This window comes from Nocardia sp. NRRL WC-3656, assembly GCF_000720265.1.
GTDB classification, from domain to species: domain Bacteria; phylum Actinomycetota; class Actinomycetes; order Mycobacteriales; family Mycobacteriaceae; genus Nocardia; species Nocardia nova.
Genome location: NZ_JOJF01000100.1, coordinates 1 through 675 on the forward strand (window position 1 = coordinate 1; position 675 = coordinate 675).

Consider the following 675-nt stretch of genomic DNA (forward strand, 5'->3'; position numbering starts at 1 on the left):
ACCTGGCGACCGTCCACATCGCTGTCATCAATCAGTGGCTGCGACACGAGTGAGGGCGGCTCAAAGGGCCGCCCTCACTTCACTTCGACACAGAACCTAACCGCAGCGGCACCTCGATTTATCGTGGCGGTGGCTCCCGCAGGCGCCGCTTCGACCGCACCGGCATCGGAGTCGGGAGGGCTACCGACGCCGTGCAGTGCGCCATCGGCAGATCGAACACGGTCGTCACCGCCGGTCGCCGATGCGAGTCACCGGAACCCGCGGGGACGAGATCGCCGCCCTCGGTGGCGCCGATATCGAAGCGCGGCAACAGGATCGGCGCCGACTCACCGAGCGTGTCGTAGAGCGTCGGCGACGGGTCGATATCGCCGAGAGCGAGGTGCCGACGGCCCTCTCGGTTCGACATCCGGCGGGCGTGGTGGTGCGTACCCCGGCCGTCGGACGATCGGACCTGTCGGTGCATCGTTGCCGACGCTGAGCGAGACGCCGGGGTGATGTGAACCGGATCCGCTGCCGACGGCGTGCGCCGGGAGATCCGGTGGGGTGTGTCACCGGTCTTAGTTTATACAAGCATTAGATGTATAAATAGAGGTATGGCGTATGTGATCGGCGAGCCGTGCGTGGACGTGATGGACCGGGCGTGTGTGGAGGAGTGTCCGGTCGACTGCATCTACG

Annotated in this window: 1 protein-coding gene and 1 pseudogene; one reads left to right on the forward strand and one right to left on the reverse strand. The window is 65.6% G+C overall.

Annotation, left to right across the window (positions count from 1 at the left end; translation table 11 throughout):
• Positions 1–118 precede the first annotated feature (118 nt).
• Positions 119–406: a hypothetical protein gene (locus IG65_RS0134005; RefSeq protein WP_030519017.1), complete on the reverse strand. Its 288-nt coding sequence runs from the start codon at positions 404–406 to the stop codon at positions 119–121.
• Between the two features lie 187 nt (positions 407–593).
• Between IG65_RS0134005 and IG65_RS39525 the strand changes: the two are divergent.
• Positions 594–675: pseudogene (locus tag IG65_RS39525) on the forward strand (ferredoxin family protein); the annotation flags it as partial.